Raw genomic sequence first — 20,698 nt, 5'->3', positions numbered from 1 at the left:
GCGCACGGCACGTTCCGCACGCCTCATCGCTCCAGTGAGCCACGCGTGGTTCTTTCGGGCCCGCCCCTGGCTGACACGGACACCCCGACCAACGAACCTGCCCACAGCGTGGTCACGCTCCGTACGGGTGAGAACGGTTCCGAACTCAGATGCGGCCCCGGCACAGCTCAAGCAGTGTCATCGCGAGGGATGTGCCCGGCTTGCCCAGCGCCTCGCTGTAGTGGTTGAGGATCTCCATCTCGCGGGAGAGGTTCACGCGCCGCCCGCCGGAGGTGATCCGCGCGTCCTGGATGACGGCGGACACGGCCATCCGTTCCTGGATCAGCCCGATGATCCGGTCGTCCAGGGCGTCGATGCGTTCACGTGCGCCGGTGATCACGTCGGCGGCCTCGGAGGTACGGGCGCCGGTCACGTCGATGGCGGTCATGGGGGCTCCTCGATCGGTTCGGTACGGGGTGCCCCGGAGCGGCAGGATCCGGAAAACACCAGGCGCCCCGGACCTTGTCGGCCCGGGGCGCCTGGGAAGTCGCTTGTCAGTTGCTCAAGCAGCACGACCATGGCAGCCGGTGGGCCCGGTGCCATAGGTAAAGAGGAAGGTCGTGTGCGTGAGCATGCGGTCAGTATGCCGTGCCGCAGGGTGAGGTCCAACGCGGTTCGCATGCTGAGACGCTGTGGTGACGTCGGTGCTGGGACCGGCTCCACGCCCACTCGGTAGAATTGGCGAGCACAGAGACCCCGCCCCACCGCCGGAAGGCCCCCGTGTCATCAGCGACTCCCGCTGCCGCCGCCCCCGACACCGTCCTGGTCGTCGACTTCGGCGCGCAGTACGCCCAGCTCATCGCCCGTCGAGTCCGCGAGGCCCGGGTCTACAGCGAGATCGTGCCGAGCACCATGCCGGTCGCGGAGATGCTCGCCAAGAACCCGGCGGCGATCATCCTCTCCGGCGGCCCCTCGTCCGTGTACGAGGAGGGTGCCCCCCGCCTCGACCGCGCAATCTTCGAGGCCGGCGTCCCCGTCTTCGGCATGTGCTACGGCTTCCAGCTAATGGCCACCGCCCTCGGCGGCACGGTCGACAACACCGGCGCCCGTGAGTACGGCCGTACGGACCTGCACGTCAGCAAGTCGGGCTCCACCCTCTTCGAGGGCACCCCCGCCGAGCAGGCCGTGTGGATGTCGCACGGCGACGCCTGCTCCGCCGCCCCCGAGGGCTTCACCGTCACCGCGTCCACGGACGTCGTCCCGGTCGCCGCCTTCGAGAACGACGAGAAGAAGCTCTACGGCGTCCAGTACCACCCCGAGGTGATGCACTCCACACACGGACAGCAGGTGCTGGAGCACTTCCTGTACCGCGGAGCGGGCCTGAAGCCGAACTGGACCACGGGCAACGTCATCGACGAGCAGGTCGCCGCGATCCGCGAGCAGGTCGGTGACAAGCGCGCCATCTGCGGCCTGTCCGGCGGCGTGGACTCCGCCGTGGCGGCGGCCCTGGTCCAGAAGGCCATCGGCTCCCAGCTGACCTGCGTGTACGTCGACCACGGCCTGATGCGCAAGGGCGAGACCGAGCAGGTCGAGAAGGACTTCGTGGCCGCGACCGGCGTCCAGCTGAAGGTCGTCGACGCCGAGGAGCGGTTCCTCAAGGCGCTCGCCGGGGTCAGCGACCCCGAGGAGAAGCGGAAGATCATCGGGCGCGAGTTCATCCGCGTCTTCGAGCAGGCCCAGGCGGAGATCATCGCGGACGCGGGTCCGGCGGTGGAGTTCCTCGTCCAGGGGACCCTGTACCCCGACGTGGTCGAGTCCGGTGGCGGCACCGGCACCGCCAACATCAAGTCCCACCACAACGTCGGCGGCCTCCCCGAGGACCTCGAGTTCCAGCTGATCGAGCCGCTGCGCAAGTTGTTCAAGGACGAGGTCCGGATGGTCGGCCAGGAGCTCGGCCTGCCCGAGGAGATCGTCCAGCGCCAGCCGTTCCCGGGCCCGGGCCTCGGCATCCGGATCGTCGGCGAGGTCACCAAGGAGCGGCTCGATCTGCTCCGCGAGGCCGACGCCATCGCCCGCGAGGAGCTGACGGCGGCCGGCCTCGACCGTGACATCTGGCAGTGCCCGGTGGTCCTGCTGGCGGACGTCCGCTCCGTCGGTGTCCAGGGCGACGGCCGCACCTACGGCCACCCGATCGTCCTGCGCCCGGTCTCGTCCGAGGACGCCATGACCGCCGACTGGTCGCGCCTGCCGTACGACGTCCTCGCGCGGATCTCCACCCGGATCACCAACGAGGTCCGTGACGTCAACCGTGTCGTCCTCGACGTGACGTCGAAGCCGCCGGGCACGATCGAGTGGGAGTGACCCTGCTGGTCTAGGGCCTCTCGTTCGAGAGACCCTAGGTCCGCTTGAGAGTCCGCACCGGCTCTCCGGGCTTCCAGACCTGGGCGACCAGATACGTGTCGTCCTCGACGTAGGTCCGTACGACCTCCGTCAGCTCGGTGCGGAAGAGGTGGAACGGCTCCGGCGGTTCCACCTCTTTCACGTATCGGGCCCGCACCGCCGGGTCCTCCACCTCGATCGCCCGACCGCTGATCCGCACGTCCCCGCCGCCCATCCCGGTGCCCTCGCCCGGGTTGGCCTGGAGGGCGAAGCGCGGGTCGCGGAGCAGGTCGAGCGCCTTGAGGGAGTTCGGCATCATGCCGAGCCACAGCTCACCGCCGAGGAACCGCACCTCCAGGCCGCTGGTGCGCGGTGAGCCGTCCCTGCGCAGGGTCGCCAGGACATGGTGCGTGAAGGCGCCGAAACGCTCCTCGACGAGCGCGGCGAGATCGGGTTCGGCGGTGGCGAAGGCTGCCCAGTTCTCTGTCATACGGCGAGTCTCGCGCCGATACCCGACAGCTGCTGTCCGGTATCAGTGGCCTTGCGCCCCGTACGGCACCGGCCGTACGAACCGCTCACGCCCCGACTCGTCCCGTACCTGCGTGCAGCCCGCCGCTGTGAGCTGCTCGGCCAGCTTGGCGCGCCGGGCCGCGTTGACGCGCAGGGCGATCAGCAGGAACGCCGGCAGCAGGACGGCGAGCGGGAGCAGGACGACGTACTTGCCGGTCAGCACCGCCAGGAACAGGAACAGGAGTGGGAAGGCCCAGGCCATGGTCAGCAGCTGCTTGCGGTTGGCGGCGGCGCCGAGGCCGTCGTACCGGATGAGTGTCGTGATCAGGTCGACGTCCTTCTGCGTCTCCGGGATCGGGGTGAGCGAGCCCAGGTACATGCCGGGGACCGGGCGGCCGGGGCCCGGGTCAGGGAAGGCCGCCCAGTTGGCCGCCGCGCGCTGCCGCGCCCAGGGGCTCGGGTCGGGGACGAGATACACGTGCGCGATCTTGTGCTTGCCGACCAGGCGGACGTCCGCGTACCGGTAGCCGTAGCACTCGGCGATGTACGCGAGCGCGCCGAAGGTCGGCCACTCGGCGAACGGATGCACGAGCTCGATGGTGTCCTGGGTCGCGATCTGCCGCATCAGAGCGGTGATGTGCCGGTCGGTGATGCTCACGGAAGCCTCCGGGTGGCTGAAATGTGTGGCTGAATTTCGGATTCCGCACACCAGACCGGTGAGCAACGGCAAGGGTTGCATGCCCTTGGGCGCGCCATCTTTACAAAAGACCCCTGCCCTTTTGGGCTGACCGACGGTAACTTCCGCCCGTAAAGCAACCCCCCGCAGGAGGACCTATGCACGGGCCCACGCCGCCCCTCCCGCTGCCCACCGACCAGCTGCAGTTCGCGATGCCGCCGATGCACGACACGGTCGAGGACGAACGCCGGCACCGCAAGGAACGGCTGGCGGGCGCACTGCGGATCTTCGGACGGCTCGGCTTCGAGGACGGGGTCTCGGGGCACATCACCGCGCGCGACCCGGAGTTCAGCGACTGCTTCTGGGTCAACCCCTTCGGGATGCCCTTCAAACACGTCACCGTGAGTGATCTGGTGCTCGCCAACTCGGACGGACAGGTGATCGAAGGCCGCTACCACGTCAACCAGGCCGCGTTCACCGTGCACAGCCAGGTGCACGCCGCCCGCCCCGACGTCGTCGCGGTCGCCCACTGCCACTCCGTGCACGGGCGCGCCCTCTCCGCCCTCGGCGACCTGCTCGACCCGATCACCCAGGAGAGCTGTGCCTTCTACGAGGACCACGCCCTCTACGACTCCTACACCGGCGTCGCCGTCGACGCGCAGGAGGGCCGGCGCATCGCGGCCGCGCTCGGCTCCCGCAAGGCGCTCGTGCTGCGCAACCACGGGCTGCTGACCGTGGGGGACTCGGTGGACGCGGCGGCCTGGTGGTTCCTGTCGATGGAACGGTCCAGCCAGGTGCAGCTGACGGCACGGGCCGCCGGACGGCCGATCCTGATCGACCACAAACTGGCGGTGGCGACCCGCGAGCAGCTCGGCGGCGACCTGGTGGCGTGGATCAACTACCAGCCGTTGTGGCAGGACATCAGCCGGGGTGAACCCGATCTGCTGAGCTAGAACTCCGCGTTATCGAAATTCTTGCGGCCTGGTCAATACGGCGGCCGAACCCTCACCCGCACTGACCACACCTGCCGGACGCGACCCCGGGAACGTAGGGCACAATTCGCGTCATCGCAGGGGTGTGGCACGGGAGAAGTGCGGCGGTGGCCGGCGGCTGCGCAGGGCCACCGGTCGTCCTGGTTCGTGGGGAAGGCGGGCGGTGGACGTGGCGGTCCAAGAGGCGAGACAGAGCGCGGACATGGGCGCGCACTCAGGCGGCTGCACCTGCGGGGACTGCCCGCACGGGGCCCGCGCGGGACACCGGCGGGCCGTGGCCGAATTCCTGCTGAAACGGGACGAGTTCGCGGCCGGGCAGGGACTGCCCGCCGCCGTGGCCCACTCGGCCTCGGCCTCCCGCCAGTGGGTCTCGGAGGAACTGGCCCAGTCCGCGGAACTCGTCGCCGAGCGTGGCCGGGCCGAGGGCGCCGCCTGGCTGGCACGACTGTGGGGCCGGACCGCGTTCACCGTGTGGGCGTCGGTCGTCCTGCTGCTCCTGGTCCAGGCCCTCACTGCGATCGGCGTGGGCTGGACCGCCGCGCGAACGGCCGGACTGCTCGCCGCGGTGCTCTTGGGCGGCGCGCTGACGGCCGCGTCCTGGTTCCACCGCGCCCGGGGCGGGGCGCTGGCCCCCGTCATCGGCGAGGACAACCGCCTGTCCACCTCGCGTGCGGTGGCCACGGCGTGGGTGCTGTTCGTGGCCTACGCGGTGCTCGTACTCGTCGGACAGCTGGCCGCCGCCTCCGGGAACGCCCGGCGGGACGCGCTGATCTCCGGGCTCGAACTCGCCCGCGGCGCCGGTGTCGTGACCGTCCTCGCGGTGGTGTGCGGGATCGCCGTACTGGTGCGGAGGGTGGTCGGGCTGCGGGTGCTCGGCCAGCGGCTGCAGAAGGTACGGGCGGACCGGCCACGCGCCGCCGACCTGCTCACGGACGACTCGGGCCGGGGCACCTTCACCGACATCCAGTACGTCGTGATCAGCGCCGTCGCCCTCGCCTTCGCGGCGGTGCGCCTCGCCCGCCGCCCCGAGCAACTGCCCGACCTGCCATGGGGGCTCGCGGTGGTCGTGCTGATCTCGGCTGCCACCTACCTGGCGGGCAAGTACGCCGAGGGCGGCCGGCCCGTGATCCTCTCCGTGGTCCGGGCCCGCGAGGCCGGTGCCCTCGACGCCCCGATCCGCACCGGCGACGACATCGAGATCCGGGGCGCCGGTTTCGTGCCGCCGGGCGCGCACGCCGCCGACCGGCTGTCCCGGATGGTTGTCCGCATCGGCCCCGTCAACGTCCACGTCCCCCTCGTCCCGGTCACCGGCGGCTTCAACAACCCTACCGACGCCGTCCTGACCGTGCCCGTCCCCGCGGACGTGGAGCCGGGCCGGGTGGAGGTCCAGGTGGTGACCGCCGCGGGGGTGGAGACGAACCGGTACCCGATCGATGTGACGGAGTGAGCCGGGAGACGTCGGGCTGTCAAGAACCTGTCGGTGTGCACGAGAGGGGTGAGCGGGACCTCCGTTTCGTACGTATGGTCTGTTGAGGGGCCATGTCACGGCGGCGGAGAGGCGGCTAGGAGCCATGACTCACGGCATGCGTTCGGACACTCACACCCTCTATCAGGACGGTGGGCACAGCTGGCGGGACAGCGCCACCCGCTACGCCCTGCTTCCACTGCGCGTCTTCCTCGGCGTCACCTTCATCTACGCCGGCCTGGACAAACTCACCGACGGCGCCTTCCTCAAGGACTCCGGTGCCGGCTCCATCGGTGACACGATGCGCGCCGTCCGGGACTCCTCGGCCATCCCGGCCCTCGTCGACATGGCCCTGAAGAACCCCGTCGGCTTCGGCTACGCCATGGCCTTCGGGGAACTCGCCGTCGGCATCGGCACCCTGCTCGGCCTCCTCACCCGCATCGCCGCGCTCGGTGGCGCGCTGATCTCCCTCAGCCTGTGGCTGACCGTGAGCTGGGCCTCCGACCCGTACTACTACGGCAACGACCTCGCGTACCTCATGGCCTGGATCCCCCTCGTCCTGGCGGGCGCTCCCGTCCTCTCCGTGGACGCCGTGCTTCGGCGGCGACGGCGGGGCGGCGGGTACCGGTAGGCCGCGGGCCCGCCGCTCATACGGGCCCCCTCGGCCGGCCTGACGGAGGCTCAGCGGCGAGGGAACGGCGGCGTCGGCGTATCCCGCGGGTGAGGAAGGCGACCGCACCCGCCAGGCAGAGGCCGCCCGTGACGACCGGGATGATCACGAACCACGGGGTCTCCCAGAGGCCGCCCGCGTCCCCGGCGTAGATGACTCCCGCCAAGGTGAGGAACGCACCGGCGACCAGCCGCCCCGGCTGGAACTCATGACGCAGCACGACTCACCTCCGCCTGTCCCACGCCGACCCGGAGATCGAGGTCGAGCGTGCCGGTGCCCTTGACGCCCGAGGCCGGCGCCAGGGTCACCTCCTTGTACCTGCCCGGCTCCACGTCCACGTCCTTCTCGTCGTCGCCCGGCAACTGGACGTCCCCCAGTCCCACATCGATGTTCAGCTTCACCGTCACGTCCGGCGGCACGATCACCCGCAGCCGGCCCACGCCCACCTCGGCCCGGGCGGTCACCGTCTGCCCCTTGGCCGGGTCCAGCCGGGACAGGTCAAGGGTGCCGACGCCGGTACCGAGGTCGTACTTCTGCCGCATGTCCGCCACCGCGGCGGGCCGCCATGTCTCACGTATCCACTGTGTGCCGATGTCCTTGGGCAGCGCAGCCGAACCGGCGAGCAGCCCCGCCGTCACGACCGCCAGGAACACCGACCCGGCTCCCATGCGCCCGAGGAACGCGCTGACGGCCATGCCCACCCCGAAGACCACGAGCGCGAGGGACAGCCCTGTCTGCAGGCTGGTACCGAGCGGATGGTCGTCCCAGGTCAGCCGGGTGCCGAGGGTCCCGGCGAGCACGGCGAGCAGGAAGACCCAGCCGCCGATCCAGCGGGGGCCGCGCGGTTTCGGCCGGGGCCGGGCTCGCAGCGCGTCCATGTCCGCGCGGACGCGTCCGTCGGTGCCTCGGCCGATGTTGACGGCCGCCGCGATGTCGCGGTCGGCGGAGTCGAGGGGACCCCAGAGGTAACCGGTGCCTCCGACGTGGGTGCCGTCCTTGACGATGGGCTCGCGCCACCACGAGGGGTAGGCCGAGGGGACCGGCGGTGCCTGGGCCTCCGGGGGCGCGTCTGCCGCCGCCTGGGCGGCCAGCGGGTCGGGGTCGGGTGCGCCGCGCCGCGGCGACCAGTATCCGGCGCCCGCGAGGAGGAGAGAGAGGACCACGGAGAAGGTCAGCACGCCGCCGTTCTTCAACATGGACAGGAAGACCCCGCAGCCGACCAGCGCGAACAGCACGGCCGCCAGCGCCTGCCCGTCCACCCGGCCGGTGAGGAGCTTGCGCACCTCGTTCTGGTCCTCGCCCGCGTACGGCACGAAGAGCCAGGCGAAGCCGTAGAAGATGAGGCCGATGCCGCCGGTCGCGGAGAGCACAGCGAGCGTGATCCGGAAGATCACCGGATCCATGTCGCACTGCCGCCCGAGCCCCGCGCACACCCCGGCGATCATCTTGTGCTGCCGGTCACGCCGGAAACGGTGCGGGCCGTCGGCCTCGTCGATCGCTCCCTCGTCTTCGGCTCCGCCGGGCGCGGGGTCGCCGACACCGGCACTGCCGGCACCCGGACCGGCGGTGCCACCGGAATCACCGGCGGCGCTGCGGGGCGTCTCGCCGGATGCCCTTCCGGGTGCGGGGTGCGCGTCGGGTGGGGCACCCTCGTCGGGCACCGCGTCCGCGGCGTGCTGGTGATCGGTCATGCGTCCATGGTGACGGGCGAGGCGCCTCGGCGGCAGTCGGAACGACCCTGGTCGGACCCTGATATCGCCCCTGAGCCGACGCGGGGAACCGTTCGACGGACACGCCGTTCGAAGATCAGGGGCGTCTTAGGGGTCGACCCTGATGCTCCGGACCGCGCCACATGTGAACATCGATGGCATGCCGGAAGCCGCCGCAGTGCCACTCGCCGAACCGCGGCCCCCGCGCAAGCTCTACCGAAGCAGCGACGGACGCTGGCTGGGCGGGGTGGCGCGAGGGCTCGCCGGGCATCTCGGGCTGCCCGTGATCTGGGTGCGGCTCGTCTTCGTCGGCCTGTTCATGGCGGACGGTCTGGGCGCCCTGCTGTACGGGGCGTTCTGGTTCTTCGTGCCGCTCGGCGTCGGCGGCGTCGGCGACCAGAAACCCCCGTCGCTCGTCAGCGCCGAGACCTCGCCCGACGGCCGCCGCAGGCTCGTCGCGCGCAAGCCGGACAAGGGGCAGATCGTCGCCCTGCTGCTCATGGTCGTCGTCGCGATGGTCTTCGTCGGCAGCGTCAACCTGAGCAGCGGCGCCAAGGTGTATCTGCTGCCCGCGGTCCTCGTCGGCGCGGGCGTCGCCCTCGTCTGGCGCCAGGCGGACAACGCCCGCCGGGCCCGCTGGGTCGAGGTCGGCAGCCGCCGCCGCACCCTCACTCTGCTGCGCGCGGGCGCCGGTGTCCTCCTCGTCACCGCCGGTGTCTCCGGCATCTTCGTCCTGCAGGGCTCCGCCGCCCACCTCGGCTCCGTCCTGCAGGCCGCCCTCGCCGTCCTCGTAGGGATAACACTCCTCGCCGGGCCGTATCTCGTCCGCATGACGCAGGATCTCTCCGAGGAGCGCCTGATGCGCATCCGCGCCCAGGAGCGCGCCGAGGTCGCCGCCCACGTCCACGACTCCGTGCTGCACACCCTGACCCTGATCCAGCGCAACGCGGAGAACGCCGGCGAGGTGCGCCGCCTCGCCCGCGCCCAGGAGCGCGACCTGCGCACCTGGCTCTACAAGCCCGAGGGCACCGGCAAGGACGAGGCCGACGAACCGACCACCCTCGCCGACGCGGTCCGGCGCAACGCCGCGGAGGTAGAGGACAAGCACGGCGTCCCCATCGAGGTCGTGGTCGTGGGCGACTGCCCGCTCGACGAAGGGATCAGCGCACAGATGCAGGCCGCGCGCGAGGCGATGGTGAACGCCGCCAAGTACGGTGGCGAGGGCGGCGCCGTGCAGGTCTACGCAGAAGTCGAGGGCAGGACGGTCTTCGTGTCCGTCCGGGACCGAGGCCCGGGCTTCGACCTCGATTCGATACCCGCCGACCGCATGGGCGTTAGAGAATCGATCATCGGCCGCATGGAGCGCAACGGCGGCACGGCGCGGCTGCGCGCGGTGCCCGACGGCGGCACGGAGGTCGAGCTGGAGATGGAGAGGGCGGAGAAGACGTCATGAGCGACCCGACCGAGCAGAACACCACGGCGGGAGCGGGGGAGGCGCCCGAGCCCGAGCAGTCCACGGGCGGCGCGGGCGGACGCCATGTGCGCGTGGTGCTCGTCGACGACCACCGCATGTTCCGTACCGGCGTACAGGCCGAGATCGGCCAGACCGCGCAGACCGGCGTCGAGGTCGTCGGCGAGGCGGCGGACGTGGACCAGGCGGTCACGGTCATCACCGCGACCCGGCCCGAGGTGGTCCTCCTCGACGTTCACCTTCCGGGCGGCGGCGGGGTCGAGGTCCTGCGCCGCTGCGCCCCGTTCATGGCCGACGCCGAGCAGCCCGTGCGGTTCCTCGCCCTGTCCGTCTCGGACGCGGCGGAGGATGTGATCGGGGTGATCCGCGGCGGCGCGCGGGGCTATGTCACGAAGACGATCACGGGTTCCGACCTCGTCGCCTCCATCTTCCGGGTCCAGGAGGGTGACGCGGTCTTCTCCCCGCGCCTCGCCGGGTTCGTCCTGGACGCCTTCGCCTCCACCGACGCCCCGCCGGTCGACGAGGACCTCGACCGCCTCACCCAGCGCGAGCGCGAGGTGCTGCGGCTGATCGCCCGGGGTTACGCGTACAAGGAGATCGCCAAGCAGCTGTTCATCTCCGTGAAGACGGTCGAGTCCCACGTCTCGGCGGTCCTCAGGAAGCTCCAGCTGTCCAACCGACACGAGCTGACCCGCTGGGCGACGGCACGGCGCCTGGTCTGACCCGCGTCTCACCACCCGCGTCACACCACCCGTGTCGCCCCCGCGTACGGCATCTCGTCGAGCGGGGCCACCCTTACGGGGGCCGAGGGGTTGGGGGCGTGGATCATCATGCCGTTGCCGATGTAGATGCCGACATGGGTGATGCCGGAGTAGAAGAACACCAGGTCGCCCGGGAGGAGTTCGGAGCGGGAAACGCGCTGGCCGACGTTGATCTGAGTGTAGGTCGTGCGGGGGAGGGAGATGCCTGCGGAGCGGTAGGCGGCCTGGGTGAGGCCGGAGCAGTCGAAGGAGTCGGGGCCGGTCGCGCCCCACACATAGGGGCTGCCGAGCTTGCTGTAGGCGTAGGCGACCGCCGCGGCGGCACGGGAGTTGGGGGCACCGACGGCCGCCGATCCGGGGGCCTGGAGGCTGTCGCGGGTGCTCGTCGCGTCGCGTGAGGCGCGGTCCGTGCCCGAGCCGCCCGAACCCTTCGCGCCGAACCGCGCGCGTTCCTCGGCGCCGAGTTGGGACAGCAGCCGCCGGGCCGCGCCCAGCTTTCCGGTGACCGTCTTCTTGTGCCGTTGCAGCTGCGCTTGCTGCGACTTCAGCGAGGTCAGCTCGACGCGCGCGGCCCCGCGCAACTGCTCGATCTCGCGCAGCTGTTTGCGCACCCGTGCGACGGCGCCCGCCTGCCGGTGGCCGGCGCGTTCGGCGAAGGCGGCGCCGTCGAGGTACTGGTCGGGGTCGTCGGAGAGGGCCAGTTGCAGCGCGGGGTCGAGTCCGCCGCTGCGGTACTGGGACGCGGCGATCGAACCGAGCGCCTCACGCGCGACGTTGAGCCGTTCCTCCTTGCGCGCGGCTTGGTCCCGCAGGGAGTTCAGCCGTTGCTGGGTCGCCTCGGTCTTCTCCTTCGCGCCGTTGTACTTCTCGGTGGCGGCCTCCGCCTCCTGGTACAGCTGGTCCACCTTGGCCTTGACCTGCGCCGGCGTCAGATTCGGCTCGGCGTGTCCGGTTCCGTCGAAGCCGGTGGCGGTCGCCGCGCCCGCCAGCGCGAACGTTGCTGCTGTCCTAGCCGTGTTGCCGCTGAACGAGCGCTGTCTGGGCTTGCGGTGCGCTGCCACGTGGACCTGCACGTCCTTTCGTACGACCGCCATGTCCGTACGCCGGGGGAGAGCGTACGGCCGTCGAGGGGACGTAGCCGCGGGGGGAGCGGACGTACGACCGCCGGAGACGGTTCCGCGTCCGGCGACGGCCTGCACAGGGGGAGCGAGCCGCCGCCGGACCTTCTCGGCGGTGGTGGCCGACTGCCGCCCCTGGCCCGGGCGGCGGTGGGGAGCCGGTCACCTGAGGGAGGACGGTAGGACGCAGAGTGACGCACTTGTGACGGGTTGTGCGGAACTGGCGTGAGTGGACCGAAGGGTGACCGTAAGTGACCGTGATCCCGTTCCCAGCTCGGCGCCTTCACACAGAGCAATGACCGATGTCGGGAATCCGGGGTACGTGGCCCTGACGGAGTGCTATGGCGCATATATGCAACGTCCTGCACGTATCTCGAGCGGGCCGGTGTCGGGCGCTCGCCGGCCCCTGATTAGGCTCCGGCTCCATGGACGTACTCATCCATCTCTTCGTCGGCCTGCACATCATCGGCATCGCCTCCCTCCTCGGCGGCTTCCTCACACAGATGAAGGCGATGGGCCAGGGCACGGCCCGCTTCGTCCCCGCGATGCTGCACGGCGCGCTGACGATGCTGGTCACCGGCGTGATCCTGGTCGGCCTCAACCAGGCCGACGACCAGCCGGTCAACAACATCAAGATCGGCGTGAAGCTGGCCCTGCTGATCGTGATCCTGGGTCTCGTCTATGTGAAGCGGGACGACGAGAAGGTGGACAAGGGCCTGTTCGGGCTGGTGGGCGCGCTGACCACGGCCAACGTCTTCATCGCGGTGCTGTGGACGTGACCTCGGCCCGGACGGCCGCCGAGGCCGCCCGCACCGCGCCCCCGGCGAGGGCCGACCACACCGCCACCGCGATCCACAGCAGGGCCTGACCGGGCACCTTCAGCCAGGAGACGTCCAGGGCGTCGGCGACGGACAGCATCGCCGCCGCGGTCATCCCCATCGGGAACGCCGTCGCCCAGCGGCGCTCGTCGTAGTGCGGGCGACGCCGGACGCATTCGGCGGCCACGAGTACGGCGTACCAGCACAGGTCGAGCACGAGCAGGCCGACCGTCACGGTGCGCAGGACCCGGCTGTCGTCGTTGTTCCACAGGTACAGGCGCGCGCTGTCGGCGACGAGCAGCCTCGACCCGGCGAGCGCCGAGATGGAGAGGGCGCCGCCCGCGATCCACTGGTCGCCCGAGCCCACGGTCACCTGCCGGAGGTCGAAGCAGAACAGCGCGGCGCAGTAGAGGGCCAGGCCGAGCCAGAAGAGCACGAGAGCGGCGTGCGCGAGCCAGTCGGCCGCCTCGGCCCCGGCGAGGGCGGCGGCCAGCACGGCGAGCCCCTGCGCGGCCACACAGCCGAGGAACACCGTCCCCGGCATGCGCCGCCGCCAGTGCGGTACGACGGCGAGGAGCAGGCCGGGCCCCAGCGCGGCCGACAGCGCCAGCAGAGCCGCCGCGACGGTCTGCTGCCCCAGGGCCGAAAAACCGGTGCCGAGCACGGTGGTGGCGGCGACCGCCGTGAGCACGTCCGGCGTGGCCGCCTCCGCCACCCACCGCTCGCGTTCCCACAGCAGCCGTACGGCGAAGAGCACCGCCAGGACCAGCCACGCTGCGGACGCCGCTCCCAGCGCGATCCGGGACAGCGCCTCGTACCCCGCCAACCGCAGGCCGACCGCCACGATGCCGGTCGCCATGACAGCGGCGCCTGTCGCCGGTGAGCGCTGCGCCCACCAGGCGCGGAGGGGGGAGGGGCGGGGCATGCCCCGATGCTAAGGAGCCACCTCGCCGCGGGCGCGGAAAGGCGCTCCACGCGCGCGTGCCCCCACCCGGTCGGCCCCGGCGGGGTCAGGCCGGTCGTACGACGCTGTGGATCCCCGATTCGCCGTCGTAGTAGATGGACTCCTCGCGGACGTACGCGCCCGGCTTCGGGGCGTGGATCATCATGCCGTTGCCGATGTAGATGCCGACGTGGCTGATGTCGTCGTAGAAGAAGACCAGGTCACCGGGCTGGGCGTTGGCGAGGGAGACCGTGGTGCCGGCGTTGACCTGGTCGTAGGTGACGCGGGGGAGGTCCACGCCGGCGGCCTTCCAGGCGGCCTGGGTGAGGCCGGAGCAGTCGTAGGAGTCGGGGCCGGTGGCGCCCCAGACGTACGGCTTGCCGATCTGCGCGCGGGCGAAGGCGAGCGCCTTCTCGGCCTTGGTGGCGTACGAGGAGTCGGTGGGCGTCGACGAGGACGAGGACGACGAGGGGGACGAGGACGGCGAGGAGCTGTCCTGCTGGGCTGCTGCCTCCTCCTGGGCCTTCTGCTGCGCCGCCTGCTGCTTCGCCAGCTCCGCCGCCTTGCGCGCGGCCGCTTCCTGCTTCTGCTTCTCGATCGCCGCGAGCCGCGCCTTCTCCTCCGCCGTCAGCTTCGACAGCAGCCCGCGCGCGTCGGCGAGCTTCTTCTGGACGGTGCTCTTGGCGGTCTTCAGGTCGTTCTGCGAGTCGGTGAGCGTGGCGAGGCTCTCGCTCGCCTCCTGGCGCTTCTCCATCGTCGCCGACTGCTCGGCGAAGTAGTCGTCGACCTCCTTCTTCTGACGGCCGGTCATCCGGTCCATCAGCTGAGTCTGGTCGAAGTAGTCCTGTGGGGAGTCCGCCAGCAGGAAGGTCGCGGTGTCGGGCGCGGCCGCGCCGGTGCGGTACTGGGCCGCGGCGTAGGAGCCGAGCCGCTCGCGCTCCTCGTTGAGCTTCTGCGCGCGCTTCGCGACGTCGTCGAGGAGGGTGTCGACGTGCTCGCGCTGCTTCGCGGTCTTCTCCTTGGCCGCGTTGTACTTCTCGGTCGCCGACTCCGCCTGGCGGTAGAGGTCGTCGACCTTCTTCTCGACTTCCTCGAGGCTCGGCTTGTCGTCCGCGGGTGCGGCGTTGGCCGTCTGGGAGAGCAGGGCCACGGAGGTGAGGGCGGCCGTGGCGAGGGCGGGCGTGCGTATGCCCGCCACGCGCTTGCCCGCGGAGCGGGGCTTGCGGTGCTGCGACGCCAAGGGAGGCGACTCCTTCCATCGTCCGCCTACCGGGTTAGCTGTCGGGTTCGGGCGGGTGGTTCGGAAGGGTTGCCCTACGGCCTTGTCCCCGTCAGGGGAGTGGGCCGATTCACCCCAAGGTCTCGGTGGGTCCCCGGCTCCGGCCGGCACTGCGGCGCGGGCGGACTCGGCGGAGGCCGCGCGGCCCGGCGACGTTCGCCGGTGGGGGTCGTGCGGCCTGCCCGGCACGGTAGCCAACTGGTGTGGCCCTTGTGAAGGTTGATGGGTGATATGCCCGATACATTTTCGTGACCTGGGGTCAGGGCTTTACTTGTTGGGGCCCATGTGGAGATGTCTGTGACGGCTTGGGCGTATTTGCGCTCGCGAAGCAGGTTCGTCGCCGATCGTGACGGAGCGGTTCCGCAGGGTGTGAGGGCGGGTTTTCCGGGATGTTTTCGGGGTGGCGGCCCGTTGTCGGTGGGGCGCCCTAGACTCGGAGAGCGATGAGCAGCCTCTTTGACGACAGCTTCCTGGCGGACCTCCAGGCCCCGAAGGGCCATGGGGAAGAGCCTCCGCCGCCCGACGACGATCACGTACCGGAGCCGATCCCGGACGATCTGTTCGGCGGGAAGTTCGACGTGCCGCCGGACCGGGAGGAGTACTACCGCGACGGCGCCCCGCGCCCGGTGGTGGACCCGGCCGCGCTCCTGGAGGGGCTGAACGAGAACCAGCGCGCCGCCGTCGTGCACTCCGGCACCCCGCTGCTCATCGTGGCCGGCGCCGGGTCCGGCAAGACCCGCGTGCTCACCCACCGCATCGCCCACCTGCTCGGCGAGCGGAACGTCCACCCGGGCCAGATCCTCGCGATCACCTTCACCAACAAAGCCGCGGGCGAGATGAAAGAGCGCGTCGAGCAGCTCGTCGGCCCGCGCGCGAACGCGATGTGGGTGATGACCTTCCACAGCGCATGTGTGCGCATCCTGCGCCGCGAGTCCAAGAAGCTCGGCTTCACGTCGTCGTTCTCGATCTACGACGCCGCCGACTCCAAGCGCCTGATGGCCCTGGTCTGCCGCGACCTGGACCTCGACCCCAAGCGCTTCCCGCCCAAGTCCTTCAGCGCCAAGATCAGCAACCTCAAGAACGAGCTGATCGACGAGGAGGACTTCGCCGCGCAGGCCACCGACGGTTTCGAGAAGACCCTCGCCCAGGCCTATGCCCTGTACCAGTCGCGGCTGCGTGAGGCGAACGCCCTCGACTTCGACGACCTGATCATGACGACGGTCAACCTGCTGCGCGCCTTCCCGGACGTCGCCGAGCACTACCGCCGCCGCTTCCGGCACGTCCTCGTCGACGAGTACCAGGACACCAACCACGCGCAGTACGCCCTCGTCCGCGAGCTCGTCGGCACCTCCGAGCACCCCGTCGACGTGCCGCCCAACGAGTACGACGTCCCGCCCGCCGAGCTCTGCGTGGTGGGTGACGCCGACCAGTCGATCTACGCCTTCCGCGGTGCGACCATCCGCAACATCCTCCAGTTCGAGGAGGACTATCCGGACGCGACGACGATCCTGCTGGAGCAGAACTACCGCTCCACCCAGACGATCCTCAGTGCGGCCAACGCGGTCATCGAGCGCAACGAGTCCCGCCGCCCGAAGAACCTGTGGACCAAGGCGGGCACGGGCGCCCGCATCACCGGCTACGTCGCCGACACGGAGCACGACGAGGCGCAGTTCGTCGCCGACGAGATAGACCGCCTGACCGACGCGGGCGACGCGAAGGCCGGCGATGTCGCCGTCTTCTACCGCACCAACGCGCAGTCCCGTGTCTTCGAGGAGGTCTTCATCCGCGTCGGCCTGCCCTACAAGGTCGTCGGCGGCGTCCGCTTCTACGAGCGCAAGGAGGTCCGGGACGTCCTGGCCTACCTGCGGGTGCTGGCCAACCCCGAGGACTCCGTGCCGCTGCGGCGGATCCTCAACGTCCCCAAGCGGGGCATCGGCGACCGCGCGGAGGCGATGATCGACGCCCTCTCCCAGCGCGAGAAGATCAGCTTCCCGCAGGCACTGCGCCGGGTCGACGAGGCGTACGGCATGGCCGCGCGGTCGACCAACGCCGTCAAGCGGTTCAACACGTTGATGGAGGACCTCCGTACGATCGTCGAGTCCGGTGCCGGACCGGCCACCGTCCTCGAAGCGGTCCTCGAACGCACCGGCTACCTCGCCGAGTTGCAGGCCTCCACCGACCCGCAGGACGAGACCCGCATCGAGAACCTCCAGGAACTCGCGGCCGTAGCCCTGGAGTTCGAGCAGGAGCGGGGCGAGGGGGAGTCGGTGGCGCTGTCCGACTTCCTGGAGCAGGTGGCGCTGGTTGCCGACTCCGACCAGATCCCCGACGAGGACGAGGACGGCTCCGGTGTCATCACCCTGATGACCCTGCACACCGCCAAGGGCCTCGAGTTCCCGGTCGTCTTCCTCACCGGCATGGAGGACGGCGTCTTCCCGCACATGCGCGCCCTCGGTCAGACCAAGGAACTGGAGGAGGAGCGGCGTCTCGCGTACGTCGGCATCACACGCGCGCGGGAGCGGCTGTACCTGACGCGGTCGGCGATGCGCAGCGCGTGGGGCCAGCCGTCGTACAACCCGCCCTCGAGGTTCCTGGCGGAGATCCCGGACGAGCACGTGGAGTGGAAGCGGACGGGGGCCACGACGGCGCCGGCCGGCCCGGTCTCCGGGGTCGCGGCATCGCTGTCGTCGTCCCGCTCGCGCTCGTCGGCCTCGGGCGCGTCCGGCTTCGCCACGCGCCGGACCTCGGAGAAGCCGGTGGTCTCCCTGGCGGTCGGCGACCGGGTGACGCACGACCAGTTCGGCCTCGGGACCGTCGTCGCGGTCAAGGGCACGGGCGGGAACGCCGAGGCGACGATCGACTTCGGTGACACCAAGCCGAAGCGGCTGCTGCTGCGGTACGCGCCGGTCGAGAAGCTCTGACCCGAAGCCCTGACCCGAAGCTCTGACCGAGGCTTTGACGCACCGAGCCCCCGCCGAAGGGCGGGGGCTCGCAGGCTGCTTACGGCCGCGCAAGAACGTTTTACGTGGGGTCGAGTCCGTGACTGCGCAGCCAGGGGAGCGGGTCGACCGGCGAGCCTCCGCCCGGGCGCACCTCGAAGTGCAGGTGAGGCCCGGTCGAGTTGCCGGAGTTGCCGGAGTACGCGATGGGGGCGCCGGCCTTCACCGTCGTACCGGACGGCACCTGGTAGCTGGAGAGGTGGCAGTACCACGTCTCCGTACCGTCCTTCGCCGTCAGGATCAGCATGTTGCCGTAGGCGACGTTGTACTGCGTCCGCACGGTGCCGTCGGTCGCGGCCAGCACGGTCGTGCCGTACGAGACGGGGAAGTCGATGCCGGTGTGGACGGACATCCAGTTGATGCCGGCCTGGCCGTAGTAGGCGCTGAGCCCGTGCTGCGCGACCGGCAGCGCGTACTTCGGGCGCAGTCGCTCCTTGCGGGCCGCCTCCGCGGCCGCCTCCTTCTTCTCGGCCTCCTGCTGCGCCTTGAGGTCGATACGTTCCTGCGTACGGCTGGCCCGGTCGGCGAAGTCGTCCGCCTCGGCGCTCAGGCTCTTGAGCTGGTCGTCCAGCTTGTTGTTGGCGGTGGAGGGTTTCACCGCCTTCGTCTGCGCGTCCGCGGCGGAGGCCGTGGTCTCCTTGCCGTCGTCGGTCAGGGTCCCGACCGACGCGGCGGCGATCCCGGCGACGCCCATCACACATGCTGAGGGCACGGCGATGGTCAGCAGCGCGGAGCGCTTCGCGGGCGGACGGCGGCGGGAGCGGTTGCCGCGGGCCGCCGCGCGTGAGCCGGGAAGAGGGGTGACCTCTTCCTGGTCGTCGAGGAGCGGGGTGACGGCGGGCAGTTCGCCGGTCGCGGCGAGGTCGCCGTCGCCCGGGGCGGGCTCGTCGAAGGAGACGTGCTCGAAGGTCGCGGTGGCCATCTGGTCGAAGGGCACGGGCTGTTCGTCGAAGGACGCCTGCTGCTCGTCGAACGAGGGCTGCTGTTCTTCGTACGCGGCCTGCTGTTCCTCGTACGAGGCCTGCTGCTCGAAGGGTGCCTGGTGCTCGTACTCGCCGGTGGTGGGGGTGGCGCTCCCGTCGGAGTTCCACTGCGTGGCGTCGTAGGCGCCGGTTTCGAAGGTCTGGGTGCCCCAGTCCCAGTGCTGGGTCTGGTCGGCGGGGCCGCCGGACTGGTCGGGCTGGAGCCAGGCGCTCGCGTCCCACTGACCGCTGACGTCGGGGGCCGTGGCCTGCGACGGGATCACGGAGAGCTGCTGCGGGGCCGTGGGCCAGGCGCCGGTCTCGTGCGCACCGGTGTCGTAGGCGGCGTGGTGCTGGGCCGCGTACGGGTCCTGGTTCAGCGTGTGATGGCTGCCCGTGGACCACTGCGCCGCGTCGTACGAGCCGGTGTTCTGGGTCTCTCCGGGCAGGTCGCCGAAGAGCGGGTCCGTGGCGAAGGTGGTGGTGCCGTGGCCGCCGGTGTCAAAACCGCTGGCGTCGTAGCCGCCGTACGTGGTGAAGTCGCCGTGGTGGGCCTCCTGTCCGCCGTACGGCGCGTAGTGCGCCGAGGCGGCGTCCGAGGCCGGAGTCGGGGAGGCCATGGCCCCCGACGGGTGACGATCGTTCACCAACTTCTCTTTCGCCTCGACGACAGGGGCTGCCAGAGCAGTGCGGCGACTGTACCCGGCGGTACGCGGGCACGACAATCTTCGTCAGGTTTCGTGGCCGGGGGAAAGGGGCATTCGGCCGTGTTTCGGGGAACTGCGGACGCGGGTTTGGCCTTGTGTTCGAAGGATGTTCGATGTTGGACGGCTGTCGTGGCGCTGTGAGTCGGCTGTGAGTCGACTGTGACAGGGCTCGTCGCGCGGTTCTCACGCCACGGTCAGACCGCCGGCATGGGCGGCCGGCGCTTCCGTCCGCGCGGTGTCCGGGGAGTCGAGAGCCTGGCGTATTCCGGTCGCTACCGCCGGGTGCACGGGCAGGGCGAGATGACCCACTCCGGTGACCCGCACGTTCTCCGCGAGCAGATCGGCGTGGTCGATGCAGGCGGTCTCCAACGGGTCCATCAGGTGGTCGAGGTCGCTCCAGAAGCTGACGAACCGCGTACGACAGCCGGGCGCCGGCTGGCTCAGTTCCTCCAGGACCTCCGAGCCGGGGCGCATCTGGCGCACGATGGGGTGCGCGTTCGCCAGTGGCGCCACCCGGGTGCCCGCGTGCGGCGTGCCGAGGGTGACGAGGGTGCGTACCCGCAGGTCGCCGCCGAGCCGCTGGACGTAGTAGCGGGCGATCAGGCCGCCGAGGCTGTGCCCCACGATGTCGACCCGCGCGCTGCCCGTGCGGGCGCAGATCTCGTCTATGTGCCGGCCGAGCAGCTCGGCGGCGGTACGGATGTCGCAGGTCAGCGGCGAGTAGTTGAGCGACTCGATCTGCTGCCTGCCGTGCTGGGCCAGGTTGCGCCGCAACAGGACGAAGACGGAGCGGTTGTCGATGAACCCGTGCAGCAGGACGACCGGCGGCTTGGCCTCGGTCGGGAGGCGTGCCGCGTCCGGCGAGGAAGGAGAAGAAGGCGAGCAGGGGTCGGGGACGGCTTCGCCTCGGCGCTCCTGGGCGATGCCGGAGGGATAGAGGAGGAGGTGGCCCGTGAGGATCGCGATCTCCAGGGCGGTCGCCTTCAGCAGCGCCACGGAGATGCCCGCCAGCCGACTCGGCAGGAGCCGCTGGTAGAAGGGGAGAAAGGGCATCAGCACCTTGGTGACCTTCATGGCCGACCTCCTGTCGGCACGCCGGAGGACGGCCCTGTCCCCCGGGTGCTCTCGGGGGGAGTCGCGTGAAGGCGGTCGTCCTCACCCGTGCGGCGTGCCGGTCTCCTCGCTGCGGCTCCCCTTTGCGCCGGTCCCTGGGGAGCGGTGCGTGGCGAACGTTTGTCCCATCGTGTGATTTCCCCCTCG

Annotated in this window: 18 protein-coding genes and 1 riboswitch; of the genes, 8 read left to right on the top strand and 10 right to left on the bottom strand. The window is 70.7% G+C overall.

Annotated features, from left to right (window positions below):
* Positions 1 to 145: 145 nt before the first annotated feature.
* Positions 146 to 427 (bottom strand): chorismate mutase, encoded by a 282-nt coding sequence (locus AC067M_RS06940; protein ID WP_478695916.1) that lies wholly within the window; start codon positions 425 to 427, stop codon positions 146 to 148.
* A gap of 332 nt (positions 428 to 759) precedes the next feature.
* On the opposite strand from AC067M_RS06940, the gene guaA reads away from it, so the two are divergent.
* A complete protein-coding gene (guaA, locus tag AC067M_RS06935) occupies positions 760 to 2,340 on the top strand; it encodes a glutamine-hydrolyzing GMP synthase (RefSeq protein WP_478695915.1) in 1,581 nt (526 codons plus the stop codon).
* A 34-nt stretch (positions 2,341 to 2,374) separates the two neighbouring features.
* Here guaA and AC067M_RS06930 read toward each other — a convergent pair whose 3' ends face one another.
* Together AC067M_RS06930 and AC067M_RS06925 are read right to left on the bottom strand one after the other, a co-directional pair.
* A complete protein-coding gene (locus AC067M_RS06930) occupies positions 2,375 to 2,848 on the bottom strand; it encodes a pyridoxamine 5'-phosphate oxidase family protein (RefSeq protein ID WP_478695914.1) in 474 nt (157 codons plus the stop codon).
* Between the two features lie 42 nt (positions 2,849 to 2,890).
* Positions 2,891 to 3,526 carry a hypothetical protein gene (locus AC067M_RS06925; protein WP_478695913.1) on the bottom strand — a complete coding sequence of 212 codons (636 nt, stop codon included), beginning with the start codon at positions 3,524 to 3,526 and terminating at the stop codon, positions 2,891 to 2,893.
* Between the two features lie 176 nt (positions 3,527 to 3,702).
* Between AC067M_RS06925 and AC067M_RS06920 the strand changes: the two genes are divergently transcribed.
* The 3 genes from AC067M_RS06920 (at position 3,703) to AC067M_RS06910 (ending at position 6,632) form a co-directional block, all read left to right on the top strand.
* Positions 3,703 to 4,497, top strand: a complete 795-nt coding sequence (locus tag AC067M_RS06920) for a class II aldolase/adducin family protein (protein ID WP_478695912.1) — start codon at positions 3,703 to 3,705, stop codon at positions 4,495 to 4,497.
* Positions 4,498 to 4,705: 208 nt separating this feature from the next.
* A complete protein-coding gene (locus tag AC067M_RS06915; RefSeq protein WP_478695911.1) occupies positions 4,706 to 5,983 on the top strand; it encodes a hypothetical protein in 1,278 nt (425 codons plus the stop codon).
* Between the two features lie 124 nt (positions 5,984 to 6,107).
* On the top strand, positions 6,108 to 6,632 hold the full coding sequence (locus tag AC067M_RS06910; protein WP_478695910.1) for a DoxX family protein: 525 nt from the start codon (positions 6,108 to 6,110) through the stop codon (positions 6,630 to 6,632).
* 16 nt (positions 6,633 to 6,648) lie between these two features.
* Here AC067M_RS06910 and AC067M_RS06905 read toward each other — a convergent pair whose 3' ends face one another.
* Entirely contained in the window at positions 6,649 to 6,891 is a 243-nt protein-coding gene (locus tag AC067M_RS06905) for a hypothetical protein (protein ID WP_478695909.1), read from the bottom strand.
* Complete coding sequence (locus tag AC067M_RS06900; protein WP_478695908.1) at positions 6,878 to 8,362, bottom strand: PspC domain-containing protein; 1,485 nt, start codon at positions 8,360 to 8,362, stop codon at positions 6,878 to 6,880. Before AC067M_RS06900 ends, AC067M_RS06905 begins: the two co-directional genes overlap by 14 nt.
* A gap of 178 nt (positions 8,363 to 8,540) precedes the next feature.
* Between AC067M_RS06900 and AC067M_RS06895 the strand changes: the two genes are divergently transcribed.
* On the top strand, positions 8,541 to 9,833 hold the full coding sequence (locus AC067M_RS06895; RefSeq protein WP_478695907.1) for an ATP-binding protein: 1,293 nt from the start codon (positions 8,541 to 8,543) through the stop codon (positions 9,831 to 9,833).
* The gene (locus AC067M_RS06890) at positions 9,830 to 10,573 is read left to right on the top strand and encodes a LuxR C-terminal-related transcriptional regulator (RefSeq protein WP_478695906.1); all 744 of its coding nucleotides are present in this window, start codon (positions 9,830 to 9,832) and stop codon (positions 10,571 to 10,573) included. The genes AC067M_RS06895 and AC067M_RS06890 overlap by 4 nt, the downstream gene beginning before the upstream one ends.
* Positions 10,574 to 10,593: 20 nt before the next feature.
* Here the strand turns inward: AC067M_RS06890 and AC067M_RS06885 are convergent, their stop codons facing one another.
* Positions 10,594 to 11,673 (bottom strand): C40 family peptidase, encoded by a 1,080-nt coding sequence (locus AC067M_RS06885; RefSeq protein WP_478696010.1) that lies wholly within the window; start codon positions 11,671 to 11,673, stop codon positions 10,594 to 10,596.
* Positions 11,674 to 12,155: 482 nt separating this feature from the next.
* Between AC067M_RS06885 and AC067M_RS06880 the strand changes: the two genes are divergently transcribed.
* Complete coding sequence (locus tag AC067M_RS06880; RefSeq protein WP_478695905.1) at positions 12,156 to 12,509, top strand: hypothetical protein; 354 nt, start codon at positions 12,156 to 12,158, stop codon at positions 12,507 to 12,509.
* Here the strand turns inward: AC067M_RS06880 and AC067M_RS06875 are convergent.
* Positions 12,487 to 13,473: a tellurite resistance/C4-dicarboxylate transporter family protein gene (locus tag AC067M_RS06875; RefSeq protein ID WP_478695904.1), complete on the bottom strand. Its 987-nt coding sequence runs from the start codon at positions 13,471 to 13,473 to the stop codon at positions 12,487 to 12,489. The genes AC067M_RS06880 and AC067M_RS06875 overlap by 23 nt on opposite strands.
* Before the next feature lie 85 nt (positions 13,474 to 13,558).
* Entirely contained in the window at positions 13,559 to 14,731 is a 1,173-nt protein-coding gene (locus AC067M_RS06870) for a C40 family peptidase (protein WP_478695903.1), read from the bottom strand.
* Between the two features lie 8 nt (positions 14,732 to 14,739).
* Positions 14,740 to 14,898: riboswitch (cyclic di-AMP (ydaO/yuaA leader) on the bottom strand.
* 315 nt (positions 14,899 to 15,213) lie between these two features.
* Here AC067M_RS06870 and pcrA point away from each other — a divergent pair.
* Entirely contained in the window at positions 15,214 to 17,691 is a 2,478-nt protein-coding gene (gene pcrA, locus AC067M_RS06865) for a DNA helicase PcrA (RefSeq protein WP_478695902.1), read from the top strand.
* Between the two features lie 100 nt (positions 17,692 to 17,791).
* On the opposite strand, the gene AC067M_RS06860 is transcribed toward pcrA, so the two are convergent.
* Together AC067M_RS06860 and AC067M_RS06855 are read right to left on the bottom strand one after the other, a co-directional pair.
* Positions 17,792 to 19,378, bottom strand: coding sequence for a M23 family metallopeptidase (locus AC067M_RS06860; RefSeq protein ID WP_478695901.1), 1,587 nt, complete (start codon positions 19,376 to 19,378; stop codon positions 17,792 to 17,794).
* A 243-nt stretch (positions 19,379 to 19,621) separates the two neighbouring features.
* On the bottom strand, positions 19,622 to 20,512 hold the full coding sequence (locus AC067M_RS06855; RefSeq protein ID WP_478695900.1) for a lipase family alpha/beta hydrolase: 891 nt from the start codon (positions 20,510 to 20,512) through the stop codon (positions 19,622 to 19,624).
* Between the last annotated feature and the right edge of the window lie 186 nt (positions 20,513 to 20,698).

The organism is Streptomyces sp. NPDC043427, assembly GCF_056436655.1.
The sequence above is the reverse complement of the archived record's forward strand: the minus strand, read 5'-3'. Positions and strand labels throughout refer to the sequence as shown.

Bases quoted from the DNA above. Each gene is read 5' to 3' on its own strand.
- AC067M_RS06900 (WP_478695908.1), bottom strand. From the start codon at position 8,362: ATGACCGATCACCAGCACGCCGCGGACGCGGTGCCCGACGAGGGTGCC.
- AC067M_RS06855 (WP_478695900.1), bottom strand. From the start codon at position 20,512: ATGAAGGTCACCAAGGTGCTGATGCCCTTTCTCCCCTTCTACCAGCGG.
- AC067M_RS06890 (WP_478695906.1), top strand. From the start codon at position 9,830: ATGAGCGACCCGACCGAGCAGAACACCACGGCGGGAGCGGGGGAGGCG.
- AC067M_RS06880 (WP_478695905.1), top strand. From the start codon at position 12,156: ATGGACGTACTCATCCATCTCTTCGTCGGCCTGCACATCATCGGCATC.
- AC067M_RS06910 (WP_478695910.1), top strand. From the start codon at position 6,108: ATGACTCACGGCATGCGTTCGGACACTCACACCCTCTATCAGGACGGT.
- AC067M_RS06940 (WP_478695916.1), bottom strand. From the start codon at position 427: ATGACCGCCATCGACGTGACCGGCGCCCGTACCTCCGAGGCCGCCGAC.
- AC067M_RS06875 (WP_478695904.1), bottom strand. From the start codon at position 13,473: ATGCCCCGCCCCTCCCCCCTCCGCGCCTGGTGGGCGCAGCGCTCACCG.
- AC067M_RS06920 (WP_478695912.1), top strand. From the start codon at position 3,703: ATGCACGGGCCCACGCCGCCCCTCCCGCTGCCCACCGACCAGCTGCAG.
- pcrA (WP_478695902.1), top strand. From the start codon at position 15,214: ATGAGCAGCCTCTTTGACGACAGCTTCCTGGCGGACCTCCAGGCCCCG.
- AC067M_RS06930 (WP_478695914.1), bottom strand. From the start codon at position 2,848: ATGACAGAGAACTGGGCAGCCTTCGCCACCGCCGAACCCGATCTCGCC.
- AC067M_RS06895 (WP_478695907.1), top strand. From the start codon at position 8,541: ATGCCGGAAGCCGCCGCAGTGCCACTCGCCGAACCGCGGCCCCCGCGC.